The organism is Desulfofustis glycolicus DSM 9705, assembly GCF_900130015.1.
Taxonomy (GTDB): Bacteria; Desulfobacterota; Desulfobulbia; order Desulfobulbales; family Desulfocapsaceae; genus Desulfofustis; species Desulfofustis glycolicus.
The window spans coordinates 81,848-106,344 of record NZ_FQXS01000019.1; the positions used below are offsets into that span (position 1 = coordinate 81,848).

The window sequence follows — 24,497 nt, forward strand, 5'->3', positions numbered from 1 at the left end:
AGGCGAGATAAAGCGAAGAACGCTGCAATTCCCTACGCTGGTGTTAACCAGATCAGGTTCAATGGGTATTATCTCAGGCCCTCACGGCCACCCCTGCACGCAAAGCGGTTTATTCTCTTTTAGTACCCCAACCGCCGTTTGTCAATGGGGTCTCGATGGGGTCACGTTAATCGATGGGGTCAGGCTTGACTTGTTGACTTATTGCACGCAATAAGTCAACAAGTCAAGCCTGACCCCGCTTTTCCTTCTGACCCCGCTTTTCCCGCTTTCCCATGGCAAGAGAGACGGAAATGGGGTATCATCCGCGGCTATGTGTTGCAACTATTGAGGGGAAAAATAATGAAAAAACTTACCGGAATAGCACTCGTCATCGTGGTTGTCGTCATCCTCGCAGCCCCGTTGGTGAACGGGTTGCTCATGGAACGGGTTATCCGCGATGCCCACGATCAGGCCAATGCCCTGTATGCCGATTCGGGGTCCGACGTCACTCTGGAAATCGTTCGTTATCATCGGGGCTACCTGAAATCGGAGATCGAGTGGGTACTCAAGCTCGGTCAGCTCAGCACGGTCTACGGCATCGATGAGATACGGTTCATCGATCGGGCCAAGCACCGGTTGACCGGTATCGTCTCCGAAACGAGTCTGGAAAAAAATCACTGGTACGATGAGCTGGTAGCCGCCAACCAGGCCGGCGGTGATCCGCTGACCATCACCAGTCGTTATCATCTCAGTGGCGCCATCGAATCGACCATCGCGCTGGCATCGGTGGACATGGTTATCGAAGAGGAGCGCATCAGGATTGGGCCGGGCAACCTGGTCGTGACCAGCGACAGTTCTTTTGTCTCGTTTAAAACCACGGGGACATTGCAGGAGATAAACGCCGGAAATTTCTTTCATCTGACTGGAGTCCGCCTCACTTCGGATCTGGAAAAGATCTCCACCTATATCTGGGAGGGTGATTTCCTGCTGGAAATCGAGCAAGGGCGTATGGAGGAGCAGACTGAGACGGTTGGTTTCCAGGCGATGCGCGCCTCCTACCGGCTCGATTTCGACAAGAAGCAGCAGCTCATCGCCATTGACACCGAATTCAGTGCCGACGAGTTGAGTAACGCAGACCTGCCGATTAAGCGTCCACGGCTGCGCTTCGATGTTACCAACCTCGATGCCGCCGGTTACGAGCGCTATATGGAAGCCTACAGCGAGTTGGCCGGCAGTATGCTGAGCGATTTCGGAGCGCACGGGGACGATCACAACGAGGCCCTGAAAAACAAGGTGACCATGACCGGCATGCAGTTGCTGGCCGCCGGCGAGCAATTGCTGAAAAAGGATCTTCAAATCCGGGTAGCCGAGCTATCCGCCACCATGCCCGCCGGCGATATCAACGGCAACCTGACCTTCCGGCTGCGCGACGACCTGAGCTTCATGCAACTCGTGCCGCTGGCCAACGAGCCGTCCCTTGCTCTGCAGTTCTTTGATCTGGAGTCTGCCCTGACCATGCCGGCCACACTCATCGAAGATCCGGCACCGCTGACGGCACCGCTCCATCCGGCCATGTCCACCGGTTTTTTCGTGCGGGACGGCGATCTGCTGGTGCACCGGGCGGAGACTCGTGATGGCGCACTTTACCTCAACGGCGCTGAGGTGGTGCTTGACTGAAAGACGGAGTTGAAGCTCCGCACCCTGGTGCGGCCAGAGGCCGGCCGGGAATGACATTTTGTGAGGTAGCCCGAAAGCGTTTCTGCCATTCAGTCGGAGATGAGTCGGTTGTTCTTCGACCGAGCCAGGTCTACCAGCGTCTCGAGTCGGATCAGTCGCCGATCGTGTTCCCGCAATTCCCGGGCGACCTCGGAGAGCGTTTCGCCGGTCCTGGTGACTTTTTCGGTCAGCAGTAGCACCTCTTTCAAAGCCGTCATGACGTCTTTGATGGCCGTCATGGCGCGCCTCTTCTCAGTTCGGCAAGTGCCTGCTCGGCATCGAGCAACCCTTTGTCCAAGGCACTTTGTGCCTTTTTGGTGGCGGTACGCACTTCTGCGGCCAACGACAGCAGCAGATCTTCGTCTCGCTCCTGCTGCCTGTGCTGGCATCGGCGGCGAATCAACTCGGAAACGCTGATCCCTTCTCGTTTCGCTTCGCCGGTCAGAAACGCCTTGAATTGTGGGGTCCCCAAAATAGTAATTCGCTCAGTCTTAGCTGCAGTTGCCGTCATGGCTGTATCTCCTTGGTTGTTGGCGCTTGCTTATAATTACATTGTAATGATCATGTTAATGCTCATCAAGGGTAAATTGCCTCTTGTCATGAAAAACGTTTCTATCCGGTTGCTCCGGCCAGATTCTTCCTGGTGCTTTGCTGCGGCGCCTCTCCTTGTTCAACTCCGCTTTTTTCTTTGCAATTCCAGGTGGTCCCCGGTAGGCTTTAAGATGAGGTGGCCTTATGTTCATGGCTGCTTCCGATCGATACATCAATTCATTCATAGAGGCGCGGTGCCTGTCGGTTATCGTGCCTGCCAGGCTGGTCTATGCCGGTTTACGAATACGAAGCGCTGCTCGAAAACGGGAAGAAGAGCAAAGGGGTGGTCGATGCCGAAAGTGAGACCGCGGTACGTGTACGTTTGCGCGGTGAGGGGAAGTATCCGGTATCGATTCGGCTGACCAAGGCACGGATCGACCAGGCGGACGGCGGCGGGCTTGGCCGGCTGCACTTGTTCGAACGGGTCAAGCCGGTCGAGATTCACCTGTTCACCCGGCAGCTGGCCACCTTGATCGGCGCCGGAATTCCGCTTGATGCGGCGCTCGGCAGCATCGTCGAGCAGTGCGAGAACCCGGCCTTGAAGCGGGTCACGGTGCAGCTCAAGGAGTCGGTGAGCGAGGGCGAGCCGCTGAGCCGGGCGATGCAGCGTTTCAACCGGCTTTTTCCCAACATGTATATCAATATGGTGCGAGCCGGCGAGGCCTCGGGCGGGCTCGACCGGGTGTTGTCCCGGCTGGCCGATTTCAGCGAGAAGCAGGAAGCGCTCAAGGCGCGCCTGCGGGCGGCGTTGATCTATCCGCTGTTCATGGCCGTGATCGGGGCCGGCATCCTCTTTATCCTGATCACCTATATCGTACCCAATATTACCCGGGTATTCGATGAGATGGGCCAGGTCTTGCCGCTGCCCACGGTGGTGTTGATCGGCCTGAGCTCAATGCTGCGAGATTATTGGTGGCTGCTCGTGGTGGCGCTGCTTGGCACTTTTTTCGCTGGTAAAATGCTGGTTCGGCGGAAAACGGGCAAATCTATCTGGGATATGGTAAAATTAAGAGTTCCGGTATTCGGCCCGGTGGTGCGCAAGGCCGTGGTGGCGCGCTTTTCTTCGACCATGGAAAGCCTGCTCGGCAGCGGTGTGGAGATCATCCAGTCACTGGAGATCGTCAAGCGGATCATCGACAATACCCACGTTTCCGCGACGATTGACCGGGCCATCGAGGATATCAACAGGGGCAAGAGCATGGCCACCGCCTTGTCCGGTTCGGCCTGGTTCCCGCCGATGTTCGTGCAGATGGTCGCTGTCGGTGAGTCGAGTGGTCAACTCGAGGAGATGCTGGGCAAGGTGGCCGAAGCGAGCGAGCGCGACGTCGAGTCGGCGGTGCTCGGCATGACCTCGCTGATCGAGCCGGTGATGATCGTCTCGATGGGCGTTGCGGTCGGCTTTATCGTGTTGTCGATCCTACTGCCGATCTTCGAAATGAATCAGATGATCGGCTAACAGAAACTCGCTTCCTGGGCGGGCAATCGAACCGAACAATGCGCATCTTAATCATAACCGGTTTAGGAAACCGATTTTCATATACATAAGATCACGGGGTTTTTAACCCCGTTGAGAGGTAACCAGCCATGATGAGAATCTGCCGGTTGATGGTGACGATGACGGTCTGTGCGGTCCTCGGTATGCCCGGTTTGGTTTTTGCAGACCTGGCGCCCAATGGTGACTTCGGGCAAAACGGCATGGTCCTGACCAAACTTGGTCTCGGCAGCGACGAAGCGGCGGCGATAGCGGTGCAGGAGGATGGCCGGATTGTCGTCGCCGGCTCGACCGATACCGGTATCGATAGGGATATGGCCGTGGTGCGGTATCTGCCCAGCGGCGAGGTCGATCCCGATTTTCTCTTTTCGGCAGGCCGCCTGATCGGCCCGGAACTCGGTGATGATGGTGTCAAGGCTCTGACGGTGCTGGACGACGGCACACTGATCCTGGCCGGATTTATCACCGAATATGACCGTACATCGGCGGTGCTGGTCAAGCTTCTGGCCAACGGGCAGCTCGATTACCGCTTCGGTGAGCAGGGTGTTGCCGTTGCCCCGGTCGGCGGAGTGGATACGCAGTTTCAGGATATCCACCTGATGACCGACGGGAAGATCGCCGCCGTCGGTTCCGTCGTATCCGGCGAGACCGCCCAGCCGCTGGTTGCACGCTTTTCACCGGACGGTTCGCCAGATCAGGAGTTCGGCGATGGTGGTCTGCAACGCGTCGAGACGGTTTCCGGAGTTCTGCACGCGGTGACGGCGGACGATGCCGGCAACCTGCTGGCCTGCGGCTTTGCCACGGATGACGGGCAGAGAAACGGCTTGCTGCTGCTTCGTCTGACTAACGGACAGCCGGACGCCACGTTTGGTAGCGAGGGCATGGTCGTTGTCTTTAACAGCGAGGAACAGATCATCGGCCACGATCTGGCGCTGCAGCAGGACGGCTCTCTGGTGATCGCCGGTGAGGTGGGTGCGGTTGATGGCCGGTGGAGCGTTCTGATCGGCCGGTTTTCCGCCGACGGCCAGCCGGACCTAACCTTATCCGACGATGGGCTGCTCGTCCATGACCTCGGCCAGGATAGCGCCGCTTATGCGGTTGCCGTAATGCCCGACAATACCGTAGTTGCGGCCGGATATCGCCAACTCGAAGGTGAAAAGGACACGATTATTCTGACCTTTGATACCAGTCTCGCGCTGCTGGCGACGCCTGAGTCGCCCACGGCTCCCAAGGATGAGACACCGATTGTCGTCTCTCAGTTGGCAGTGGAGGAGGGCGCCTTTTCCGAAGCAGCGGCCCTCTCCGCTCGCTCTCCGCAACAGGCCGATCTGTTGACCACCGCGGTCGCAGGCAGCGACGAGGTCAGCTATGCGATCACTGCCCAGGCCGATGGCACCGTCTACACGGCCGGCTCCTCCGGCACCGAAGGCGAAACGGCCATCATGGTTGCCGGTTATGCCGCCGCAGACGATCAGACCGCCGACGATGCCCGGGAGACGGCACCGGTCTATTCCACCTATTATGCCATCGAGACCACACCGATCACCGTTATCACACGGGTCGGCGCGCTGACCGGCGGTGCCATCACCCAATTGGCAGTCGATACCGAAACGTGCATTGCCGTCTGCCAGGCCGCCTGCCCCGAAGACGGGACAACAGACTCCGGCACCGACGCCGGGACTGATGCCGGAACGGACAGCGATCCCACTGTCGATGATGATACCGATCCCGGTACCGAGTCGACAACCGAGACTGTCAGTTGCGCCGATGCTTGTGTCGAGAGTTGTGCGATCCCAACGGTAACGCAGCGCGGCGTGGTCTATTCGGTCACGCCCGGCCCTGTCTACACCGATGGGGACGCCACGTCGGATGGTGAAGATAGTGGCGGAGACGATGATGGAGATGGCGTCGATGCCGGTGACACTTCCGGCGATGATCAGGATGGTGGAGACGCAACAGGGGACCTGACCGACGCCAATCCACTTGGTTCCGGCAACCTGCTGTTGTTCGACGATTACCTGGTCAAGAAAGGGCAGACCGAGGACGGTAGCGGTGCTGGCGTCTTTACCAGCGAGATCGAGCAGGTCAATCCGCAGACCGTCTACTACGTCCGCGCCTATGCTGTGCTGTCCGACGGATCGGTTATCTACGGCAACGAGCTGTTTTTCAAGACCGACGACGCCTGTTTTATCGCCACGGCGGCCTTCGGTTCGATCGATCATGTCGCGGTCAGGGCGCTGCGCCTGTTTCGGGATCGCTACCTCAAGCCCTTTGCCTGGGGACAGTCCCTGATTACTGTTTACTACCAAGTCTCGCCGCCGCTTGCCGAGTTGGTCGCCGCCATACCGCTGCTGCGCCTTGCCGCACTATGGCTGCTGCTGCCGCTGGCGGCCGGCGCGCTGCTGCTTGTATATCTGCCGGTGGTCGGGCCGTATCTGCTCGTTGCCTGGTGGCTGCATCGTTCCTATCAACCCGCACGCAATCGTGTGCGCATCTGGATGCCATGAAAGAAAGCGTTAAAAAAGAGTGTTCCCGGTTTCACCGCCGGTTGTTGGTCGGGCCCTCGAAGGGTTTTACCCTGATCGAGTTGCTGGTGGTGCTGATCATCATCGGCATCCTGGCCGGCTATGTCGGACCAAAGATCATGGGCCGGCCGGAAGAGGCGCGGCGGACCAAAGCGGCGCTGCAGATCGGCGGACTGGAGACCGGTTTGAAGATGTACAAACTCGATAACAGTGTCTACCCGACCACCGAACAGGGACTCCAGGCCCTGGTCGAACCGCCATCCAGCGGCAGACTGCCGCCGAAATGGCGCGACGGCGGCTACCTCGACGCGCGACGGGTACCCAAGGACCCGTGGGGGAACGATTTCGTCTATCTCAGCCCCGGTCTCAACGGCGATTTCGACCTCAGCTCCTACGGGGCGGACGGGGTGGCCGGCGGCGAGGGGGATAACGCCGACATCAACAACTGGGAGTTGGAATAACCCGCTTTGCCGATCTTGTTGCATCCCGGCCACGCCGACAGCGCAGATGATTGCCGGCGAGGCTTTACGTTGATCGAGCTGATGGTCGTGTTGGTGTTGTTGTCGATCATGCTGGCCTTTTCCATCCCGCGCTTCCGGGCTACGATTCTCGACGACCCTCTCAAAAAGGCGGCCCGCCAGCTGATCACCCTGATCCGAGAGGCGCGGCAGCGCGCCGCCGTCAGTGATCTCGGCTGCTATCTCGAGCTTGACATCGAAGGTGGAGCGATCAAGCTGTTCTGCCCCGTTCCGACCCGAACCACCGAGGGGGAAGAGACAGACGGGGATGCAGACGATACCGAGGACGGGCCGGTTTTGTCGATCACCGTGTCGGAACCGGTGGCGATCGAATCCATCTTCGCTGCCGACGATGAACGGGTGACGACCGGAACAGCGGTCCTCTGGATCAATCGGCGCGGCCTGATGGAGCCGTCGATCATCAATCTGAGCGACGGCGACGAGGCCGTCGGCTTGCGGGTTTCGCCGTTTCTGCCGGCGGTTGAGGTGACCGACCAGGTCATCGTTCCGGACGACAGGGAGTTCCAATGAGCCGCGGCTGTACCCTGCCGAACAGAGGGTTCACCTTGCTCGAGGTGATGGTGGCCATCGCCATCCTGGCCATTGCCTTGACCACCTTGCTCGGCAGTCAGAGCCAGAGCATGCTGGCCGCCGAGCAGGCCGATTTTTCTGCCCGATCGGCGTTGCTGGCCCGCGTGAAATTAGCAGAAATCATTGCCGAAGATGACCTGCCGGCCGTCTCTTCCGGCGACTTCGGCGAGCAGTTTCCCGGCTATAGCTGGGACGTGGAAATCGATGATCTCGACGTCGGCGACACGGAGTTGCTGGCCGATACCACAGGGCAGCTGCGGCGCATCGCGGTGACGGTGCAGCGGACGGACGATAACCGGATCTTTACCTTGCAGCGCGTTGTCGTCAAAGGCGGGCGGCTATGAGAAGCGGCGCCATCGGCCGGCCAACCGGCTTTACGCTGCTCGAGGTGCTGATTGCCATCAGCCTGTTTGCCATTGCCGTCTCCATCGTTTACGCTCTCTACGGGGCGATGATCTCCGTGGTTGATCGGGTCGAAGAGAAGATGGCGCACAACGATCGGATCCAGGTGGCCCTGGAGCGGATCAACCACGATCTGGCGGGTCTGTATCGCGGCGAACGCGGCTATCTGATCGGCCGATCCATCGATTACCGAGGTGACGAGCCGTTTCTCGAATTTCTGTCGACCACCCGGCTCGTGTTCGATCCCTCGCAACCGCCGCTGCCGTTGACCCTGATTCGTTTTTATCTACAGGACGATGATGAGGACACGGCTGTTTTGCTCCGATCGGAATCGCCGATCCTACCGGGCCAGGATGAATATGATGACGTTGAAGGTGTCAAGACAGTGCTGTGCCGGGGGCTTGGCGATGTCGAGGTTAGCTATTTCCGGGGCATGGAAGAGCGAGACGAATGGGACAGCAGTTCCGGTACCGCCGAGCAGCAGGAAAAAGACGAACGGTTCCCGGAGATGGTCAAGCTGGAACTGGTCTTTGCCGACCCGGCCGGCGAGGGGGTCGAGGGTGAGCGCTACCCGGCCGCGGTCTATCTGCGCCCGGCGCAGCTGACCTTCGAGGGGACGTAAGATGGTCGGCCGTTCCGCGCTGACATATCCGCCCCGAAGCAACCGGGGGATCGCGCTGCTGCTCGTCGTTTCGGTGATCAGTCTGCTGACGGTTGTTATCGTCCAGTTCGGGCGGTCGATGCGCACTGCCCTGGTCGAGTCGTCCCATTATCAGGATCGCGCCGTGCTCGCAGCGGCCGTCCAGTCCGGCACCGATATCGGCATCGCGGTGCTGCGGGCCGACCGGGTGGGCGGTGAGGTCGATTCGCTCCTCGAGCCGTGGGCCCTGATCGGTGCGGAATCGCTGACCATCCTCGGCGGCGATACCGAGTTGCAGTTGACCATTGAAAACCTCGACGGCCGATTACCGATCAACGGCCTCGTGCCTTCCGGCGGCGGTGGTGAAGGGCAGGGGAGCACGCCGGAGCACTTGCGCGACATGCTGCAGCGGCTGCTGCTCAGCGGTCGCTTTGCCATCGAGGACGAAGGCCAGGCCCGGGAAATCGTCGACAGCCTGGTTGACTGGCTGGACAGCGATGACAACGAGTCACCTTATGGGGCAGAAAGCAGTTACTACGAGTCGCTGGAGAAACCTTACGGGGCCGCCAACACCGAAGTCGAATTCATCGACGAGTTGCTGTTGGTCAAAGGAATCACCGCCGAGCTGCTCTACGGAAATGATGAAATGAGCGCGCTGGCAGAGTATATTACAGTGCATGGTGACGGCCGGCAGATTAATATCAATACCGCCCCGGTCGAGCTACTGCTCGCCCTGGACGAGCGCCTCGGCGATATGGAGGCGGAACTGATCGAGGCCTTCCGGCGAGAGCCGGAAAACGAAGAACTTTTGGCCGATGTCTCCTGGTACCAAACGATACCCGGCTGGCCTGGAGATATCGTCCTCGATCAGCAATTGTTGACGACCGGCGGCAGCTTTTTCCGGATCATCTCCGAGGCCGTCTACCGGGATGCGCGGATGATAGCCGAGACGGTCATCCGGCGAGAAAACGAGCAGGAAATGGAAATTCTCTCTTTCAGGATCGACTAATTCATGGCCGACACATCGATACTGGCTCTCGATATCAGCGATGACGCTGTTGGTGGTGTGCTCTACAGCGAAGGCAAGCGCTCGGCGCCGGCGATCCTGGCAACGCATTTCCGGCAGCTTAATGGTGATACCGACCTGGGGACGGCCCTGGCCGAAGTGCTCGACCGTTGCGGGGCACGCGGCAAACGGTGCCTGGTATCCTTCGGCGCGTCGCATTTTCATTACCGCCTGTTGCACCTGCCGTTTAGCGATCAGAAAAAGGTGCGCAGCGTCCTGCCCTACGAGCTTGAAGACAGCAGCTCCACCAGCGACGAAGATTTCGTCTTCGACTGCTTGCTCGAAGCCGCTGAAGACGGGGGTACCGATGTCGTCGCGGTCCTGGTCAAGAAAGAGACGATGCGCACCTGGCTCGATCTGCTGCTTACCCACGGCCTCGACCCGGAACTGGTCACGGTAACCGGCATTCCCGCAGCACAGCTGATCTGCCGTAAACACCAGACCGCCCCGGACGACGGCGTCCTGCTCCACCTAACCTCCCATCGCTCGCTGCTGATCCTGCTGCAAAAACGCACCATCCGCGCCATCCGGATCTTGGGGTCAGGCTTGGGAGCAACCAAGGGGTCAGGCTTGACAAGTGGACTTTCTCAAGGAGAAAGTCCACTTGTCAAGCCTGACCCCGCTTTTCCATCCGCCGCCAAACGCCTAGCCATCGACATCGCCAACACCCTGCTAGCGCTCCAGGTCCCTGATACACAGCGACGCGAACCGTCGATCGGCTTGATCGGTTCGACACCCGCCCAGCAGCAACTGCGCTATGTCCTCGCCCAGGAACTCCAAGCCGATGTCTTCGACACCGCCTGGCTGCCCTTTGTCGAGATCGACAATCAGAATAAACTGGACGGCCCGTGGCCGCAGGGGTCCCTCGATCAGGCCCTGGCGCTCGCCTGTTGCCTGCCGAAAGATCGGGAGCGGCTCAATCTGAGGACCGGCGAGTTTGCCCGGCAGGGCGGCGGGCTGTCGCGACCGCTTAAGTTCGGAGCGCTGGCTGTGGCGGCGCTGCTCTGCGTGGCCGTCTTCTCCCAGGTATTTGACTATCAGACCAAAAAGCAGCAACTGGCAGAGCAGACCAAGCTCATCGCCTCGCTCTACGAGGCGACGCTGCCCGACGCCCGCCCCGGCCCCGATCCTCTCAAGGAGCTGCAGGTCAAAGTCAATGAACTGAGGGAGACGGCTACTATCGGCACCGGGCATGACCCTTCGGTGAGCATTGTCAAACTGCTCGCCGATATCTCCGGGCGGATCGAGCCGTCGCTGAAGGTCTCGTTCGAGCGCTTTGTCTATGACCGCAAGACCATCAGGATTCGTGGCCTCACCGACACCTTCAACACCGTCGACGTGATGAAGCAGGCGCTGGAGCAATCGCCGCTCTACTCGGAGGTCAGCATCGGTTCGGCCAATATGTCGCAAAAGGAGCAGCTCGTTCGCTTCGAACTCAAACTCGACCTCAACGTGCTCTGATGACCGGCTCGATTCGCGCTCAGCTGTCCCGTCTCCGACTGAAGAGCGGTTTTAACCGCCTGGAGAAACGGGAGAAATGGTTCTTGCTGGCCGGTATCGTGTTCGTCGCCGGGTTCATCATTATCCAGGGTATTATCGTGCCCTATCTCGGCGCCCGGTCGGCACTGGAGAGTTCGCTGGCCAGAAAGAAACAGGAAGCGCTCGATATGGCCCTGCTGCAACAGGACTACCGGGAACTCAAGATTCGCCAGGGCGGCATCACCCGGCAGATCGAGCAGCGTCCCGCCTCGTTCAGCCTGTTCAGCTACCTCGAAACCAAGGCCTCCGAGGCCGGCATCAGGGACCGAGTAACCTCGATGAAACCGTCGACCAAGGAATTCGAGGATGGTTTCCGAGAGTCCGCTGTCGAGATGGAAATAGACATGGTAACCCTGGAACGACTGGTTGATTTTATGACCCGGGTGGAATCGGTGGAAAACGTCGTCGTCACCAAACGAATTGCCATCCAGCAAAGCAGCCAGCAGCCAGACCTGCTGGACGTTGTCGTAACGATCGTAACCTGGGGTCAGGCTTGACTTGTTGACAAATTGCACGCAATTTGTCAACAAGTCAAGCCTGACCCCGCTTTTCTCGCTTTTTGAAATAGTATGAACAAACCAACCGCAACAAAAACCTCCTTCATCATCCCAATCAGCACGCTGCTGATCATCACCCTGCTGTGCATCGGGGCGGTGGAGGGCTTTTACTATCTTCTCGATACCTCTATACGCCCAAAAGAGCACCTAACCGTAGAACAACCGGCACCGGAGCAACCAACACCACAAAGCCAGCCACCGACCGGGCCCACCACCACTGAATTAGAACAAACCCCGATCGATCCCGACATCTCGGTCATCACCAGCCGCAACCTGTTTGGCTCGCGAGTAGGCGATGGTCCCAATCCTCAGCAGCAGGACCCGCTTGAGGGTATGGAACTCTCGTCACTCGATGTGGTCCTGATGGGCACGGTAACAGCCGGTATCGAAGAGGACCAACGGGCCATCATCTACGATAAAACCAATGGCCGGCAGGACCTCTACCAGCAGGGTGATTATATACAGCAGGCGGCTGTCAAAGATATCATGCGCGGCAAGGTCATCCTCAATATCGACGGCAGAGACGAGATGCTCGATATCTCCCAGGCGCGCCAGGTTAACGTACCTCCCCCGGAGCCGCCGGTGATGCCGGTCACCACCATCGAGGAGGTGATCGGCCGTCCTGTCGGCTCCGAGCCTGCAGCCGTTGAACAGCCGCCGCAACCTCAGGTCGTCAAACCGACTACCGGGTCAAGAGTCATCATCCCCCGCAAGGGCAGTACGCAACTGCTTCGCCCGATCCGCAAATAGTTTGTCAGGGGATGATTGGCTCCCGTACGGTATTGAACGATGCAAAATTAATGACATTATTTGCTGGTGGCCCGATATTTCAAGGAAATTCAGCCAGAGAATTACAAAAAAGTACTTGACTGGAGCAGTGTGGTTAGGTAGCCTTGCCAGAAGAATGATACATGCAGTATGTGGTCCGGCAGATAAAATCACTTGAGGAGTGAGAGATGAAGAAAATCATGAAAAAAGCGGCCGCCCTGGCAGCGGTTATCTCGCTGGCAACGGCCCCGATGGCATTTGCCGGTGGCAGCGTTGGTTACGGCGATATCTCCGTGTATAAAAACGAGACGCTGGCCGGCAAGCTGAGCGGCCAGAACCCGGTGGAAGACGGGGCACTGCTGGTCTGTGACGGCAAGTGCATGCTCAAGTCGGAAGGGATCTCGCTGGTAGCTAAGGATCAGTCGAAAATGGCAGTTACCAATGACGACAGCACCTTCAACTTGTATGTCCAGGAAGGCAGTGTCGATTACGTCATTACCAGCAACGCCCGCAAGATCGCCTTCTATACCCCCCAGGGCACTTACACCGTTGCCGAAGTCGTTTTCAACGCCGACAGTAATCCGGTTGTGAAAGGGTCGGTCGTGGTTGATGCTTCCGGCAAGACAGAGATCTCCGTCACCGAGGGGCGCATGGTCTTCGCCACAGCCGATGGCATGAAAACCGTCGATGCCGATCATAAAATCGTACTGGCAGTGGCACCGGGCAGCCAGGATGGTGACTCGACCTTGGGACTGATCCTGCTTGGCGGCGGCGCTTTGGCCACTGCTTTGCTGATCGCCAATGACAGTGGCGATTCCGGCGGTGGCGCTCCGGGACCGGCCCCGACCCCGACGCCAACACCGACTCCTTCACCGACGGTGAAAAAAACCAAAACCACAACGGCCAGCCCGAGCTCCTGATTATCGGCCAGCCCGAGTTCCTGGTTGGCTCGTTGTTGAACACCATGAAGGGTTATCCTGATTCTTGTGCGGGGTAACCCTTTTTATGTTTTAATCGTATCGTCAACTCCGGTTCATCAGCCGCCGACCCGATGATCAATCCTTGATCCGCGTGGTTTCAGCGGCCCGATCACGAGATCATTACAGTATGAAACGAAGTCTTTTGTTGTTCTGTTGCTTGGTGACCGCTGTCGTTTTATCGGCCTGCGGTGGTGAAGAACGCTTTAAAGAAACAACAAGCTTGGAGCAATTCCGCGAGTCATCAGAGTTCCAGAAAGAGGAAGAGGCAAAGACCAAGATCAAGGCCTCCGAAGCACCGCCCGTGATCAAGGCCGGACCGGAAGGCGGCGATTATCTGCTTGGCCCCGGCGATCTGCTGTCTATCAAGGTGTTTGAGTCCGAAGAGTTGCACACCGAGGTGCGGGTTTCCTCGCGCGGTATTGTCAACCTCCCCTTGCTCAAGGACGTCAATGTCCTGAACATGACCGCCGCCGAAGCGGAGCAGAAAATCGAGGACCTGTACCGGGAAAACTACCTGCACGACCCCCATGTCTCCATTTATATCAAGGAGCACATGAGCAAGCAGATCACCCTGGTCGGTGCCGTCGGTAAACCGGGAACCTACGAATATGTTTCCCGGCGCCGCCTGCTCGACGTGCTTGCCATGGGCAGCGGCCTGGCCGACAATGCCGGCTCGATCGCCTATATCACGAGAGAGGATCCTCGGAGTGGCGAGAGCGCTTACTATATGGTCGATCTCGACGATCTGGTAAAAAACGGCAACATGGCCTACAACTACCCGATTCTCGGCAGTGACGTCATCTTCGTCCCCGAGTCGGGCAATTGCTTCGTCGACGGCGCCGTGCGCAAACCGGGCACCTACCCGATCACCAGCAATATGACTATCACCGAAGCCATCTCGCTGGCCGGCGGCCTGGCCGGCTGGGCCGATGACGACAAGATCAAGCTGATCCGTTATATGGGACGGGGCCAGGAGCGGCAGGTAGTCAGTCTCAGTTATACCGATCTGCAGGCCGGTGTCGGTGATACGTTGATGCTGAAGGATCAGGACATCATCTATGCTGAATCGAGTGCCAGTGGTAAATTGTTTTCCGGCGCCGGTTTTACCCTTGGTTTCATGGGTACCGGAGTCAGTTTCAGGAATCCGGGCAACTAGGCGCACACGTCCCTTACCCACTTGAAGCTCGTGAACAACCTCAGAGCAAAACTCCAGACACTCGTCTGGTTGCTGTTGTGCACCATTGTCGGCACCATCCCGCTCCTGTTCGGGGCGGTGCACCCGATCGTGCTGGGTAGCTATGTCTTGCTGATCCTGGTCGTCCTCGGTGGCTGGCTGGTCTTTACCGCCGAACCCGGCGAGCTGTGTATCGGCAATTTCTGGAGCATCGTGCCGCTCATCCTGATCGTCTGGCTGGTGATCCAGGCTCTCCCGCTACCCCTGTCTTGGGTCGAGATCATCTCGCCCCAGCGAGCTGATCGGATAATTAAAGTAAACGAACTGGCCGGTATCGATATCAGGTTCCTGCCGCTCAGCGAGAACGGCCCGGTCGGACTGTACCGCTCCTTCCTGCTGCTGGCATTGCTCGTATTGTATTACAGTGTCAGATCGATGATCCGGCAGAACCGCCGGGTGTTTCGCTGGCTGCTCTACAGCATGATTGGTGTCGGCCTGATCGAGGCGATCTACGGGCTGATGCAGTTCATCAACCCGTCGATCGGCATGCTCTGGCTGGATATCCCCGGGCGGGCGGCGCACGGCACCATTATCTATAAAAATCAGTTTGCCTCGCTGCTCAACATGATCTGGCCGTTGGCGGTGGCCGGGTTTGCCGCCCACTTCGCCGGCCGAAGCGAAGAAAAGGGCGGGCAGCAGCTGTCCCGCAAGATGCGAATGCAGCGACGCTTCCTGAGCGTTTCTCGCACCGAGGCCATTTTATTTTTCGCCGCCACCGTGCCGATGCTGCTTGCGGTCTTGTTTTCCCTGTCCCGTGGCGGTATCCTGGCTATGACGCTGGTTGCCTTATTGTTGATCGTGTTGTTGCCATTCACCGTGAAAAAGAAGATCATCTTCGTCGCGCTTTTTCTGGCCGTGCTCGGCGGTTACGGCAGCCTGCTCGGGCTGGACACCATTGTTTCACGGTTCGGCTCCATCGGCGGCTCCGGTGGAACGCGGCTCGAGCTCTACCTGGCCTCGCTGCCCATCTTGTTTGACCACTGGCTGGCCGGGATCGGTCTGGAGTCGTACACCCTGCTTTCCCCGGTGTACCTGAAGGGGTTTCCGGCAAACATCCATTTCGACCGGGCGCATAACGAATACCTGGAACTGACACTGGAATTGGGTATCCCGATGGCGATCCTGCTGTTTTGCTGGCTGGTCGCCGGTCTGATCAGGGTTGCCGGCAAACTGAGAACCCCGGCCCTCCGTTCCGCCGAGGAGCGCAGCCGGTGCATCGTCGTTGTCGCCGCCTTCTGCGGGGTGATCGGCTTTCTCGCTCACGGCCTGGTCGATTTCGGCTGGCGGCTGCCGGCCAACCTCGTCTATGCCGTAACCCTGTTGGCAATGATTGATGCCGCGGCCACCCCGGAGAAAAAGGGAACTGATGAACCAGTCACCTTTTTCTCTCCCGAGAAGCGGGGAGAAACCCCATGACCTGCCACATAACAGACTTCATAGATATGCACTGCCATATCCTGCCAGGCGTAGACGACGGCCCGGCCGATCTGGCCCAGAGCACCACCCTGGCCCAGATCTACACGCAGGCCGGAATCGCTGCGGTCGTTGCCACGCCCCATTTCCTACCGGGCACCTCCTGGGCCACCCCCGCCGCCACCGTCCATCGATTGGTCGATGAACTCCAGCACCACTTAAATCAGCTGTCTATCCCGCTGCGCGTCATGGCGGGCATGGAGATTGCCTTCCACCGCAAACTGGAACAACGGCTCCGGGCCGGCGACGTATTACCGCTGGCCGATTCCTCCTACTACCTGATAGAACCCGCTTTCCAGGGCGATCAGGGGGAATGCGTAAGCCTCCTCACCGCACTCCAACTGGACGGTTTCCACTTTATCCTCGCTCACCCGGAGCGAATCGAGGGCTTTCAGCAGAGCCCGCACCTGCTCGGGCAACTGGCCGAGCAGGGCGTCCTGTTGCAGGTCAACACCGGCAGTCTGCTCGGGCGGTTCGGCTCAACGTGTCACAGAATCGCCGCCGAACTCAAAGAACAGGGGCACCTGCACTTTCTTGCTTCCGATGCCCATGATGCCGCGCGCCGCGGACCACTAACCGCCACCGACTGGCAGCAGATTCTTGAGCTGCCTGGTGGCCCGGAATTGTTGCACCGCTGTTGCCAAAACAGCGCCCGCTTGATCTTCGCAACCGACGACCAGGCACCGCATGACCCATCACTTTTCAGGAACCAGCAGCCATGAAAGAGAAGCGCTCCCTCAACGACCAGGATATGGACCAACCCAATGATCGCCACATGGTGGTTCGAGACCATACTCAACACGCCAACTACCTGCCGAGCACCGAGGTCCGTGAAGTAGCCCCCGAATTTCGCGACGAGATCGACCTGCGCGACCTGATCGACACCCTGATCCGCCGCAAATCGGTGGTGCTGATCACGCTGCTGGCCTGTTTCTCCCTGGTCGCCCTCTATACCTTCACGGTTACCCCGCAGTTCAAGGCCAAAGGCGTGCTCCGCGTCTCCGCCCAGGACGACAAGCTAACTAAATTCGAGAATGTCGAGTCCTCAGCCTTAAAAACCATGGAATTTCAGCAGACCCAGGTCAAACTGCTGCAAAGCGAGCAGCTCGCTTCCCGGGTGATTGACCGGATGGACCTGATCAACAACCCGGACTTCAACAGCCAGGCCCGCTCCGGTTCCGGTGAAGCCCATGCCCAGGGTGTATTCGACACCATCAAGTCGTTCATACGACCCGAAGAGAATACCGACACCTTCAACCTGCTCGACGAAGATGCCCGGAATCGGATCGTCGTCGATCGCACCTTGACTAAATTTTCCAACGTTTTCACCGTCAGTCCGGTTCGTAACAGCGAACTCATCGAAATCAGCTTCGCCTCGGTGTCCCCGGCCCTGTCGGCCGATGTGGCCAATGCGGCGATGGACGAGTTCATCAACATGCACATGGACTCGCGGCTGCGCAGCTCCCAGGATGCCGGTAAATTCTTGCAAAAACAGATCGAAGCGGTCCAGATCAAGCTGGAGCAGTCCGAGATAGCGCTACAAGAGTTCGCCCGCAAGATTGGCGTGGTGTCTCTTGACTCGAAAACCAACCTGGTCACCCGGCAGCTCGAGGAACTCAACGAGGCGCTGGCCAAGGCCCGTTCGCACCGCATTACCCAGGAGGCCAAATATCAGCAGATTCTCACCGCCGATACGAGAAACCTCAACCAGATGGTGGAGAACGAGCTGATCCAGAACCTGAAGAACCAATACGCCACGTTGGAAGCGGAATACCAGGATCTGGGCAAGACCTTTAAGCCAGCCTATCCGAAGATGCAGCAGCTCAAAGCGCGTATGGATCAAGTCCAGGAAAGCATCTATAAAGAGCAGCAGGCCATTATCGACTCGATCAAAAACGACTATGAAACGGCCCTGAAAACCGAACAATACCTGGCCGAGCGCACCGAGGAACAGAAACAGCGGGCCATGGACCAGGAAGAAAAGGCCACCCAGTACAAGATTCTCGAACGCGAGGTGGCCACCAACAAGGGCATTTACAACAGCCTGTTGGAGCGAGCCAAGGAGATCGAAGCCACCGTCGGCGCACTGGTCACCAATATCCAGGTTGTCGATTATGCCCGGCCGCCCCTTTATCCATTCAAACCCCGGGTGGCACTGAACCTGGCGCTCGGCCTGGCCATCGGACTGCTCGGAGGGGTCGGTCTGGCTTTTGTCTTCGAATTTTTCGACAATACCATCAAAAACCCCGATGAGATGAGCGAGCGCTTCGGCATCCCGGTACTCGGGCTGGTCCCCTATGATAAACAGGCCGTCGACGACCGCAGCAACATGGCCCTGAAGTTCTACGCCGAACCGCGCTCTCCGGTGGCCGAAGCCTTCCGCACGACCATGACCTCGGTGCGCCTATCGGTGGCCGATGATCCGCCCAAGACCATCCTGTTCACCAGCATTCTGCCCGGCGCCGGAAAAAGTTCACTTTCGTCAAACTCCTGCCTCTCTTACTTAAGTGAAGATGAGCGCTGTCTGCTGATCGATGCCGACCTGCGCAAACCAAGTCTGCATCAAATCTTCAAGCAAGGCATGAAGGGAAAAGGCCTCTCCTCGGTACTCAGCGGCATGGCCAAACTCTCCGAAGTCGTCCATAAAACCGATTATCCGGGTCTTGATTTCATCAGCAGCGGCCCGCTCCCCCCGAACCCGGCCGAACTGCTCTCTTCCAAGCGGATGCGGCAGCTGCTGCAAGTGGCCGCCGGCCATTACGACCGCGTCGTTATCGACGGCCCGCCGTACCAGGGCTTTGCCGAAATTCTTGTCCTCGCCCACATGGTGGATGGGGTCATCCTGATCTCGGTGGAAGGCGATACGCCACGAGAAGGCGTCAAGCATTTCCGGCGGGCGCTGAGTAACGTCGGCGGCCGGATACTCGGCACCATCATCAATAAAGCAGGACGAAAGAAGGGGTACAGCTCCTACGGCAGCTACAAGTACTACTCTTATAACTACAACTACGGCAAACAACAGGACGAGGAATAGACCACTGTGGCGGTTCCCTGGCATCCATATCGGAAAAGTTTCCTCTTCCTGCTGCTGCTGATCGTAGCCGTCGCCCAACTGCGCTTTGGTGTCCAGGAGCAGCTGCAGTTTAGCGAGAATACCGACCGACTGGCCGATGAGCGCATCCGCAACCCCCGCGTCTTGCTCAATTTTGCCAAAGAAAAGCACCTCTTCGAGGCCGACCTCGACACCGCCCAGCGCCTCTTCCGGCAGGCCCTGATCAGCAGCCCGCTCTACGTACCGGCCTGGCTGGGCCTGGCGGAACTGCTCAATGACCGGGGCGACAAAGAGCGTGCGGTTGCCATCGTCAGCTACGCCGACAGCCTGACCAGAAACATCAATCGCTGGCGCTGGGACAAAACCCTGACCGCCTACCAGCTTGGCCTGACCGACCTGCTGCCCGGCGAGTTGCGCTACATCATCGCCCAGATTCCCGGCAAGAGCCGCACCGACGCTCTCAACCTGGCCTTCACCCTCTGGCCGGATCCCACCAATCTGCTGACCCAAGCCGGCCCGGAAAACCTGCCCCACCTGTTCAACCACGCCGTGCGCACCAAACGTGCCCCAGAGGCACTGAGCTTCTGGTACCACATCACACAATCACAGATCTCCCCGGACGATAAGCAAGTTCTGGCCTTTATCGACATGCTGCTGCGCACCGACCACGTCGCCGACGCGGTACCCATCTGGCGGCAGCGATTCAACGACCAAGACACCATCTTCAATCCCGATTTCCAGGCCCGCCCGCTCGGTCGCGCCTTCGGCTGGCGCCTTTCCGATCACAAGGGTGTAGACCAACGCTTCGAGCCGCTGCCGCAGCCGGGCAGCCATGCCATCCACCTTCGCTTCAAAGGCTGGGAGAACCTGAGCTACCACCATCTGCTGCAAATCGTCCCGCTCGAGCCGCAGAGCGACTACCGTTTCACCGTGCAGATGAAATCCGCCAAACTGACCACCGACCAGAAACCGTTCTGGGAAGTCTACGGCTATAAATGCCAGGCAACGCGTGTCAGCTCGGAGATGGTCGCCGCCGACCAGGACTGGACCGAGCACACCATTGATTTCCACATCCCGCTCGGCTGCTCGGCCATGGTAGTCCGCCTGCGGCGCCAGGAAAGCACCATGCTTGACAATAAAATCACCGGTCGACTCTGGATCAAACAGCCCGCAATCACCGCCGTCGCTCCACAACCCTTTCAGCTCTGGCAGGACGGGCCATAACAATGACCGACAGCCAGAAAGAACTGATCAGCCGGTTGATCAAGGCCTACCGAGGTTCCTCAACCGAGTCGTTGATCGGTACCGTTACCACTACCGACGGCATGCTCGGGGCCTGTCGAAACCTGCTGAATAAGCGCGACGCCGGTGCCACCGAGCTGAAGACCTGGCTGCAGCATCGCTGCGAACAGGCAGCCATCGACGAGCAGGCCTTTCTCCAAGAGATTCGCACTATCATCGAGCTATTTTCCCCCCATACCGATGACGAAGATCCCTACCAGGTACTCGGACTGACAGCGGAAGCCGGCCCCGAACAGATCAAGCGCGCCTACCGAAAACTCAGCCTGCTACACCACCCGGACACGGCGCCGGAACAAAGCCGCAACGAGCCGGACCAATTCATAAAAATCACCAGGGCCTACCAAACCCTGCTCGGCAAGTACACAGAGCCGCTCCAGCCAATCAAGCAGAGAACGCCAAACAATACCTGGCGCCACAAGAAGCAGGCTGCCAGACATTCTCCCCCACGCAAAAAACTCTTTGCCTGGAGCCTGGGTTTGCTCATCCTGCTTCTTGTCATTTCATTCTTTGCCGCCACTAACTACCGAAAAAATACTATGATTGCCGGTTTGCAGCAAAGCCGGGGTGCTTTCGTTCCACCGACCAAGGCCAGTGCTGCCGCTGGTAACCCCATTCCAACAGCCGAACCCAAAACGACTGTCAGTGACCAGGAACAGAAACCAGCCAGGTCGGTGGGTGAGCCGAATACTTCAGAGCGATTCGCTGCAGTACCGTTACCTGAACCCGCCGAAACACCTGTTGCAGAATCATACAAGTCGAAAAATGCTCCGCTCGAATCCCGCGCAGCAGCGACTACCGCTTCTCTGGTAGACTCCAAAATCGACCAATTCAACACTCCCGTTCGCCAACAGGCGGAAGTAACTCTCTCCCCGAAAAAAAATGCGGATCTTAAATCTGCCGGTCAAATGGCAACAATAGCACCAACATCGACCGAGGTACCGAAAACTGGGAAAACCGAGCCCATTGCGCTAGAAGTACCACAAGTACAGGCTCCGAGGAGATCCGAAGGAGAAGCAAAACCTGACACTAAGAAAAAACAAGCGTCCCTGCGGGAGCCAACCGTCGTTCAGGTCAGGCTGCCCGAACCGACCGAAAAAATATCCTCAGATACTGAAGCTTCCCAGCACTCCGATCTCGCCCGGTCTGCTGACCTGCCACCCGGCCTGCCCGCCGACGGGCCCGGGGAAGTTACAACGAAGGCAAAATCTCTCGACCAACGGCTGCAATCCTTTTTCGATTCTTACCTGTCCGCCTACTCCGAGCGTAACATCCTGTCGTTCAGCCGTTTTTTCACCACCTATGCGGTGGAAAACAACAAGCCGTTCGCCACCATGGTCCAGACCTACCTGGATCTGTTTCAAAGCACCGATCACGCTTCCCTGCAACTGCAGGAGCTGGATTGGCAGGAAACACCGCAAGGTGTTCAGGTGAACGGTCGGTTTACGGTAAACCTCCACTACCGGGACGGCCACCAGGTGAGCGGCAGCGGCCCCATAGCCTTTCGCTTGCAGGAAAGAGACTCGTCGTTTCTGATAGAGACGCTCGATTACCATTTCGAACACTAACAGCGTTCCCGGCCAAGAGATGAGAACATCGTGAACAGCAAAGCACCTCCCCTCAACCTGGAAACCTTGCCTGCCTCTATGAAAGCGGCGGTCCAGGACCACCTGCAGCTGGGCGGCCTGCTCATGCGCAACCCCAAGTTCTGGATGATCTTCTCCGTCGATCTGCTGCTACTTGTCTTCGCCTTATACTGTTCCTATTTTCTACGCTACGAGAGCGCGGCCCTGGTGAAGGGGAGCTTCGCTCCCTACGCGGCCATCCTGCCGGTGATGCTGCTGATCAAGCTCCCGGTCTTTTACCTGTTCGGTCTCTATCGCGGCATGTGGCGCTACACCTCGACGCAGGATCTGATCAATATCACCAAGGCGATCACCGTCTCCTTCATCCTCATCCTGGTTGCCCTGATCTATATCAATCGCCTGGGGGGGCTCTCCCGCTCGGTCTTCGTGCTCGATGCCCTTCTCACCTTTCTGTTGATCAGCGGCCATCGCGTGGCAATCCGCTATTTCTACAGTTCGTTCAACGGTTCGAACCGAACCCTGCTGCCGCTGACTGGTGCAAGAAAACCCACAAAGAAGAAAAAGCTCCTGGTCATCGGGGCCGGCGACGCGGCGGAGAAGGTCCTCCGCGAGTTCCGTTCGAACCCGGATCTCCCCTACCTGCCGGTCGGGCTGGTTGACGACCGCAAGGAAAAATTCGGCCTGAAAATCCATGGCTTGCCGGTCCTCGGAGAAGTTGCCGACCTGGAAGAGCACATCCTGCGCACCGGTGCCGACGAGATCCTCATCGCCATCGCCACCGCCAGCCGGGAGCAGATGAACCGTTTCGTGGAAACCTGCCGCAAGACCGGGCTGCCCTTCAAGGCTATCCCCGGCCTATCCGAGATCATCGACGGCAAGGTCTCCATCAAGAAGATCCGCGATATCTCCATCAAGGACCTGCTCGGCCGCGAAGAAGTGGTGCTCGACCAGAGCAGGATCGGCGACTACCTGAAGGACAAGACGGTCCTCGTCACCGGCGGTGGCGGCTCCATCGGCTCCGAGCTCTGCCGGCAGATCATCCGCTTCGCCCCGGCACAGATGGTGATTTTCGACAGCAGCGAGGAGAACCTGCACAACATGGAGATGGAACTGCTCTACGAACGGCAATTCCGCGAGGTGGAGCCGATTCTGGGCAGGGTGCAGGACGTGCGCCTCCTCGATGAGGTCTTCCACCGCTACCGCCCGCAGGTGGTCTTCCATGCCGCTGCCTACAAGCACGTCCCTCTGGTTGAGCGTAACCCCTGGGAGGCCGTCTACAACAATATCTTCGCCACCCAACTGCTCATCGAAGCAACCATCCGCCACCAGGCCGAACGCTTCGTCCTCGTCTCCACCGACAAGGCTGTCCGGCCCACCAACGTCATGGGCGCCTCCAAGCGGCTCACCGAACTGCTCATGTTGACCTACGCCCGCAATACCTGGGACGGGAAGTTCTGCAAGCAATGGCAGAAGGTGAACCACAAGGCGGACGACCCCGTCTACCAACCTGAACCGCCACATCACACCACCAGGTTCATGGCTGTGCGCTTCGGAAACGTGCTCGGTTCCTCCGGCTCAGTCATCCCACTGTTCAAACAACAGATAGAGCGAGGCGGGCCGGTAACCATCACTCACCCGGAGATCACCCGCTACTTCATGTCCATCGAAGAGGCCGCCCAACTTATTCTCCAGGCCGGTTCCATGGGCGGTGACGGCGAGATCTTCATCTTGAGGATGGGCGACCCGATCAAGATAGACTCCATGGCCCGGGAAATGATCCTGCTTGCCGGCCGGGAACCGGATAGCGACATCCCCATCGTCTACACGGGTCTGCGGCCGGGAGAAAAACTGTACGAGGAATTGATCACCGAAGGGGAGGGGATCGTCCCGACCGAGCATCACAAGATCATGGTGCTCAGGAATCATGTTGATTACAGCTTCGATAGGGAATCACTCTTCAATCGGTTACTGATCGAAGCTGGAAATCATAGCAGTCGAAACATCAAAATGCAATTGCATGATATTATACCAGAATACACACCTGATTTTTTAATGGATGAAGTCTTGGATATTTCAACGTTGAACGATCAGTGATGATTATCCAAAGGATATAAACATATATGCATCCTCGTCATTTTGTGTGGGGTTGATCTTATGGGTTCCTTGCAAAATAGCGGGTAAAAAACTGGCCAATTACCCCAAAAAATCAGACAAACTCTCTGAAAATGTATTAATATCAATATGTTGAAACAAATTTTTCCATCCCTTCAGCTTTCAGAGATAACGCCATGACTCAATTCGGACTCTTCGATTATCACAAACGCCTCTCACGAATCGATCAAGCCGGTGATCCCCTGGTCGAACTTAACGAAGCAGTGGACTGGGAACAGTTCCGCGAACTCATCGAGCGAGCTCGGGAGAAGCCGCGCAAATCTCCCGCCGGGGCCAAGGGCTACGATTCCATTCTCCTCTTCAAGATTCTCATTCTC

Annotated in this window: 22 protein-coding genes and 1 riboswitch; of the genes, 20 read left to right on the forward strand and 2 right to left on the reverse strand. The window is 58.2% G+C overall.

Annotated elements, in window-relative coordinates; genetic code table 11:
- Nucleotides 1–11: 11 nt before the first annotated feature.
- Nucleotides 12–105, reverse strand: a riboswitch (TPP riboswitch).
- 234 nt (nucleotides 106–339) lie between these two features.
- Nucleotides 340–1,656 carry a DUF945 family protein gene (locus BUC26_RS15020; RefSeq protein ID WP_073377414.1) on the forward strand — a complete coding sequence of 439 codons (1,317 nt, stop codon included), beginning with the start codon at nucleotides 340–342 and terminating at the stop codon, nucleotides 1,654–1,656.
- A gap of 89 nt (nucleotides 1,657–1,745) precedes the next feature.
- Here the strand turns inward: BUC26_RS15020 and BUC26_RS15025 are convergent, their stop codons facing one another.
- Together BUC26_RS15025 and BUC26_RS15030 are read right to left on the reverse strand one after the other, a co-directional pair.
- Entirely contained in the window at nucleotides 1,746–1,934 is a 189-nt protein-coding gene (locus tag BUC26_RS15025; protein WP_073377416.1) for a hypothetical protein, read from the reverse strand.
- A complete protein-coding gene (locus BUC26_RS15030; protein ID WP_073377417.1) occupies nucleotides 1,931–2,206 on the reverse strand; it encodes a hypothetical protein in 276 nt (91 codons plus the stop codon). The genes BUC26_RS15025 and BUC26_RS15030 overlap by 4 nt, the downstream gene beginning before the upstream one ends.
- 309 nt (nucleotides 2,207–2,515) lie before the next feature.
- Here BUC26_RS15030 and gspF point away from each other — a divergent pair, with 309 nt between their 5' ends.
- From gspF to BUC26_RS15125, 19 genes are all read left to right on the forward strand, one after another.
- Nucleotides 2,516–3,742, forward strand: coding sequence for a type II secretion system inner membrane protein GspF (gspF, locus tag BUC26_RS15035; protein WP_073377418.1), 1,227 nt, complete (start codon nucleotides 2,516–2,518; stop codon nucleotides 3,740–3,742).
- A 128-nt stretch (nucleotides 3,743–3,870) separates the two neighbouring features.
- Nucleotides 3,871–6,285 carry a delta-60 repeat domain-containing protein gene (locus BUC26_RS15040; RefSeq protein WP_073377419.1) on the forward strand — a complete coding sequence of 805 codons (2,415 nt, stop codon included), beginning with the start codon at nucleotides 3,871–3,873 and terminating at the stop codon, nucleotides 6,283–6,285.
- Nucleotides 6,282–6,764 carry a type II secretion system major pseudopilin GspG gene (gene gspG / locus BUC26_RS15045; RefSeq protein WP_073377421.1) on the forward strand — a complete coding sequence of 161 codons (483 nt, stop codon included), beginning with the start codon at nucleotides 6,282–6,284 and terminating at the stop codon, nucleotides 6,762–6,764. Before BUC26_RS15040 ends, gspG begins: the two co-directional genes overlap by 4 nt.
- A 6-nt stretch (nucleotides 6,765–6,770) precedes the next feature.
- A complete protein-coding gene (locus BUC26_RS15050) occupies nucleotides 6,771–7,352 on the forward strand; it encodes a pilus assembly FimT family protein (protein WP_073377422.1) in 582 nt (193 codons plus the stop codon).
- The gene (locus BUC26_RS15055) at nucleotides 7,349–7,756 is read left to right on the forward strand and encodes a type IV pilus modification PilV family protein (RefSeq protein ID WP_073377423.1); all 408 of its coding nucleotides are present in this window, start codon (nucleotides 7,349–7,351) and stop codon (nucleotides 7,754–7,756) included. Before BUC26_RS15050 ends, BUC26_RS15055 begins: the two co-directional genes overlap by 4 nt.
- Nucleotides 7,753–8,436 carry a PulJ/GspJ family protein gene (locus BUC26_RS15060; protein WP_073377425.1) on the forward strand — a complete coding sequence of 228 codons (684 nt, stop codon included), beginning with the start codon at nucleotides 7,753–7,755 and terminating at the stop codon, nucleotides 8,434–8,436. Before BUC26_RS15055 ends, BUC26_RS15060 begins: the two co-directional genes overlap by 4 nt.
- A 1-nt stretch (nucleotide 8,437) precedes the next feature.
- Nucleotides 8,438–9,463, forward strand: a complete 1,026-nt coding sequence (gene gspK, locus BUC26_RS15065; protein ID WP_073377426.1) for a type II secretion system minor pseudopilin GspK — start codon at nucleotides 8,438–8,440, stop codon at nucleotides 9,461–9,463.
- Between the two features lie 3 nt (nucleotides 9,464–9,466).
- Nucleotides 9,467–10,981, forward strand: a complete 1,515-nt coding sequence (gspL, locus tag BUC26_RS15070; protein ID WP_073377427.1) for a type II secretion system protein GspL — start codon at nucleotides 9,467–9,469, stop codon at nucleotides 10,979–10,981.
- A complete protein-coding gene (gspM, locus tag BUC26_RS15075) occupies nucleotides 10,981–11,556 on the forward strand; it encodes a type II secretion system protein GspM (RefSeq protein WP_073377429.1) in 576 nt (191 codons plus the stop codon). Before gspL ends, gspM begins: the two co-directional genes overlap by 1 nt.
- Before the next feature lie 72 nt (nucleotides 11,557–11,628).
- A complete protein-coding gene (locus BUC26_RS15080) occupies nucleotides 11,629–12,366 on the forward strand; it encodes a type II secretion system protein N (RefSeq protein WP_073377430.1) in 738 nt (245 codons plus the stop codon).
- A 206-nt stretch (nucleotides 12,367–12,572) separates the two neighbouring features.
- A complete protein-coding gene (locus BUC26_RS15085) occupies nucleotides 12,573–13,304 on the forward strand; it encodes a hypothetical protein (RefSeq protein ID WP_073377431.1) in 732 nt (243 codons plus the stop codon).
- A 187-nt stretch (nucleotides 13,305–13,491) separates the two neighbouring features.
- Nucleotides 13,492–14,520: a polysaccharide biosynthesis/export family protein gene (locus BUC26_RS15090; protein WP_073377433.1), complete on the forward strand. Its 1,029-nt coding sequence runs from the start codon at nucleotides 13,492–13,494 to the stop codon at nucleotides 14,518–14,520.
- A 30-nt stretch (nucleotides 14,521–14,550) separates the two neighbouring features.
- Nucleotides 14,551–16,014: an O-antigen ligase family protein gene (locus BUC26_RS15095; RefSeq protein ID WP_143166035.1), complete on the forward strand. Its 1,464-nt coding sequence runs from the start codon at nucleotides 14,551–14,553 to the stop codon at nucleotides 16,012–16,014.
- Nucleotides 16,011–16,793: a tyrosine-protein phosphatase gene (locus BUC26_RS15100; protein ID WP_073377435.1), complete on the forward strand. Its 783-nt coding sequence runs from the start codon at nucleotides 16,011–16,013 to the stop codon at nucleotides 16,791–16,793. The genes BUC26_RS15095 and BUC26_RS15100 overlap by 4 nt, the downstream gene beginning before the upstream one ends.
- Nucleotides 16,790–19,105, forward strand: a complete 2,316-nt coding sequence (locus BUC26_RS15105; RefSeq protein WP_073377437.1) for a GumC family protein — start codon at nucleotides 16,790–16,792, stop codon at nucleotides 19,103–19,105. Before BUC26_RS15100 ends, BUC26_RS15105 begins: the two co-directional genes overlap by 4 nt.
- Nucleotides 19,106–19,111: 6 nt before the next feature.
- Entirely contained in the window at nucleotides 19,112–20,347 is a 1,236-nt protein-coding gene (locus BUC26_RS15110) for a tetratricopeptide repeat protein (RefSeq protein WP_073377438.1), read from the forward strand.
- A 2-nt stretch (nucleotides 20,348–20,349) separates the two neighbouring features.
- Nucleotides 20,350–21,990, forward strand: a complete 1,641-nt coding sequence (locus BUC26_RS15115; protein ID WP_073377439.1) for a J domain-containing protein — start codon at nucleotides 20,350–20,352, stop codon at nucleotides 21,988–21,990.
- A gap of 30 nt (nucleotides 21,991–22,020) precedes the next feature.
- Entirely contained in the window at nucleotides 22,021–24,102 is a 2,082-nt protein-coding gene (locus BUC26_RS15120) for a polysaccharide biosynthesis protein (RefSeq protein ID WP_244155871.1), read from the forward strand.
- Nucleotides 24,103–24,296: 194 nt separating this feature from the next.
- A partial coding sequence (locus BUC26_RS15125) for a transposase (RefSeq protein WP_482764213.1) occupies nucleotides 24,297–24,497 on the forward strand: 201 nt, incomplete at its 3' end.

What these genes read in the sequence shown, in the direction of transcription:
- BUC26_RS15030 (WP_073377417.1), bottom strand. Translation starts at nt 2,206, where the DNA reads ATGACGGCAACTGCAGCTAAGACTGAGCGAATTACTATTTTGGGGACC.
- BUC26_RS15025 (WP_073377416.1), bottom strand. Translation starts at nt 1,934, where the DNA reads ATGACGGCCATCAAAGACGTCATGACGGCTTTGAAAGAGGTGCTACTG.
- BUC26_RS15090 (WP_073377433.1), top strand. Translation starts at nt 13,492, where the DNA reads ATGAAACGAAGTCTTTTGTTGTTCTGTTGCTTGGTGACCGCTGTCGTT.
- BUC26_RS15020 (WP_073377414.1), top strand. Translation starts at nt 340, where the DNA reads ATGAAAAAACTTACCGGAATAGCACTCGTCATCGTGGTTGTCGTCATC.
- gspM (WP_073377429.1), top strand. Translation starts at nt 10,981, where the DNA reads ATGACCGGCTCGATTCGCGCTCAGCTGTCCCGTCTCCGACTGAAGAGC.
- gspF (WP_073377418.1), top strand. Translation starts at nt 2,516, where the DNA reads ATGCCGGTTTACGAATACGAAGCGCTGCTCGAAAACGGGAAGAAGAGC.
- BUC26_RS15055 (WP_073377423.1), top strand. Translation starts at nt 7,349, where the DNA reads ATGAGCCGCGGCTGTACCCTGCCGAACAGAGGGTTCACCTTGCTCGAG.
- BUC26_RS15085 (WP_073377431.1), top strand. Translation starts at nt 12,573, where the DNA reads ATGAAGAAAATCATGAAAAAAGCGGCCGCCCTGGCAGCGGTTATCTCG.
- gspL (WP_073377427.1), top strand. Translation starts at nt 9,467, where the DNA reads ATGGCCGACACATCGATACTGGCTCTCGATATCAGCGATGACGCTGTT.
- BUC26_RS15060 (WP_073377425.1), top strand. Translation starts at nt 7,753, where the DNA reads ATGAGAAGCGGCGCCATCGGCCGGCCAACCGGCTTTACGCTGCTCGAG.
- BUC26_RS15040 (WP_073377419.1), top strand. Translation starts at nt 3,871, where the DNA reads ATGATGAGAATCTGCCGGTTGATGGTGACGATGACGGTCTGTGCGGTC.
- BUC26_RS15105 (WP_073377437.1), top strand. Translation starts at nt 16,790, where the DNA reads ATGAAAGAGAAGCGCTCCCTCAACGACCAGGATATGGACCAACCCAAT.
- BUC26_RS15080 (WP_073377430.1), top strand. Translation starts at nt 11,629, where the DNA reads ATGAACAAACCAACCGCAACAAAAACCTCCTTCATCATCCCAATCAGC.
- BUC26_RS15115 (WP_073377439.1), top strand. Translation starts at nt 20,350, where the DNA reads ATGACCGACAGCCAGAAAGAACTGATCAGCCGGTTGATCAAGGCCTAC.
- gspG (WP_073377421.1), top strand. Translation starts at nt 6,282, where the DNA reads ATGAAAGAAAGCGTTAAAAAAGAGTGTTCCCGGTTTCACCGCCGGTTG.
- BUC26_RS15100 (WP_073377435.1), top strand. Translation starts at nt 16,011, where the DNA reads ATGACCTGCCACATAACAGACTTCATAGATATGCACTGCCATATCCTG.
- gspK (WP_073377426.1), top strand. Translation starts at nt 8,438, where the DNA reads ATGGTCGGCCGTTCCGCGCTGACATATCCGCCCCGAAGCAACCGGGGG.